The organism is Flavobacteriales bacterium (assembly GCA_013214975.1).
Taxonomy (GTDB): Bacteria; Bacteroidota; Bacteroidia; order DT-38; family DT-38; genus DT-38.
The window spans coordinates 1-1526 of sequence record JABSPR010000215.1; the positions used below are offsets into that span (position 1 = coordinate 1).

Sequence of the window (1526 nt, forward strand, 5' to 3'; positions counted from 1 at the left end):
GTTATAATGGTTAAGCGTTTCTATTTAAAATTGATAGTTGATCTTATAAATTTCTTTATTAAAACATAACATGTGCATAGGGAAATCCCTATAAAGTGTATACAAATAGCTGTTTTTTTCCGGTCGCTATTGAGCATTATCGAGCAAGTAGCTACATGATAACACCTGTTTGGTTGTATCGAGAAGCGTCATAGGGTTTGTAACGTGCTGTACAATGCGTGCCTTTAGTTCGGAATCAGCCCATAATAGGGCCTAAATCGGGTCATAAAAGGCAATTTGAAGGATACAAAGAGGCTGAATACTAGAGTGTGATTTGTTAGTATGCATCCTAGAATATATGGCAGATACTAAAGCAATTAGACGCTTTAACGTGCAATATTGGACAATTGTCTGTTTTTTGAATAAACACGAATAACGAGCAGATATGAGCACGAATTATAATTTTTCAAATACTACATATACTCCTAATACCAAATCGAAATTGGCAAGAGCTTATGGGGTTGATATTAGAACCTTCAATAAATGGATTAAACCAACATTGAAAATAATTGGTAAGCCTTTTGGCAGGCTTTTCACACCTCATCAAGTTAAGATGATAATAAAAGCTCTTGGAGTACCTCCTTGCCTACAATACTTGTAATACTTTAACTGCCTGCAAACAAATAGGATCAATCCATATAATCCTGCCATTGAATCAGAAGATATTTATCCTTTCCGTTGTCTCTGGTGGCAAGGAATCCAAATTCATAGCAAAACAAGTACACATTGCCTTTGTTGTTTTTCCAATAATGTGTGAAATACTTTGGATCGAATTCTTCTTTGTGTAATGTTTCCGTTCTAACCATGGCTTTTCCAGCTTTGTTATACAACTTTAGAAGTCGCCTGTTTTTCTTTAATTGTTGATCGATGCGATTAAAAAGGTTTGACTCTTGGCCTTTGTTCTTATTGTAATGGTACGTTGCCTTACACGATGGATTGCAAAAAAGCTTACCCTCTCTTCCAGACAATTTTTCGTTGCAATAATTGCATCTCTCGGTATTCATTTTTTCCATAAGCGTACTGTTTTACGTAAGTTATACGAATAATATTCGAACAAACGTACAGATAAATTTGACACTCAATAACTTATCTTCTATTTTTCAGCATGAAAATGAAATCCCCCTCCAAACATATTACATTAAAACATCTCTTGATTGCTGATGTGAAACAGATTGGCATCCAGTTTCATCCTGATAAAGTTATCCATGCTTTGTTGAAAGACTTGCCAGATATTAAATGGAGTAATGCCTATGGAATGGCTTACGTAAAAAACCATAACGACAACTTGGGTACAATTTTCCGCACCTTTAAAGGTGTAGCTTGGGTTAACTGCAATCATTTCTTCGTAAACAAACCATTAAATAGCGAAAACGGTATACTAAGCTTAGATGCTTATAGAAATAGAAAACCAATAGCTGAGAAGCGCTACTGTCCTGAATCATACCTACAAAAGCTTGAGCTAAAGCAATATGCTGCTCAAACTGCAA

At 35.3% G+C, this 1526-nt stretch carries 3 protein-coding genes; 2 read left to right on the plus strand and 1 reads right to left on the minus strand.

The genetic code is table 11. The annotated features are described in order from the left end of the window. Positions 1-424 precede the first annotated feature (424 nt). Positions 425-640: a hypothetical protein gene (locus tag HRT72_07315; GenBank protein ID NQY67514.1), complete on the plus strand. Its 216-nt coding sequence runs from the start codon at positions 425-427 to the stop codon at positions 638-640. Positions 641-668: 28 nt separating this feature from the next. Here HRT72_07315 and HRT72_07320 read toward each other — a convergent pair whose 3' ends face one another. After that, positions 669-1043, minus strand: a complete 375-nt coding sequence (locus tag HRT72_07320) for a hypothetical protein (GenBank protein ID NQY67515.1) — start codon at positions 1041-1043, stop codon at positions 669-671. A 107-nt stretch (positions 1044-1150) separates the two neighbouring features. Between HRT72_07320 and HRT72_07325 the strand changes: the two genes are divergently transcribed. After that, positions 1151-1526 (plus strand): recombinase (locus tag HRT72_07325; GenBank protein ID NQY67516.1); only part of this gene is annotated, 376 nt, incomplete at its 3' end.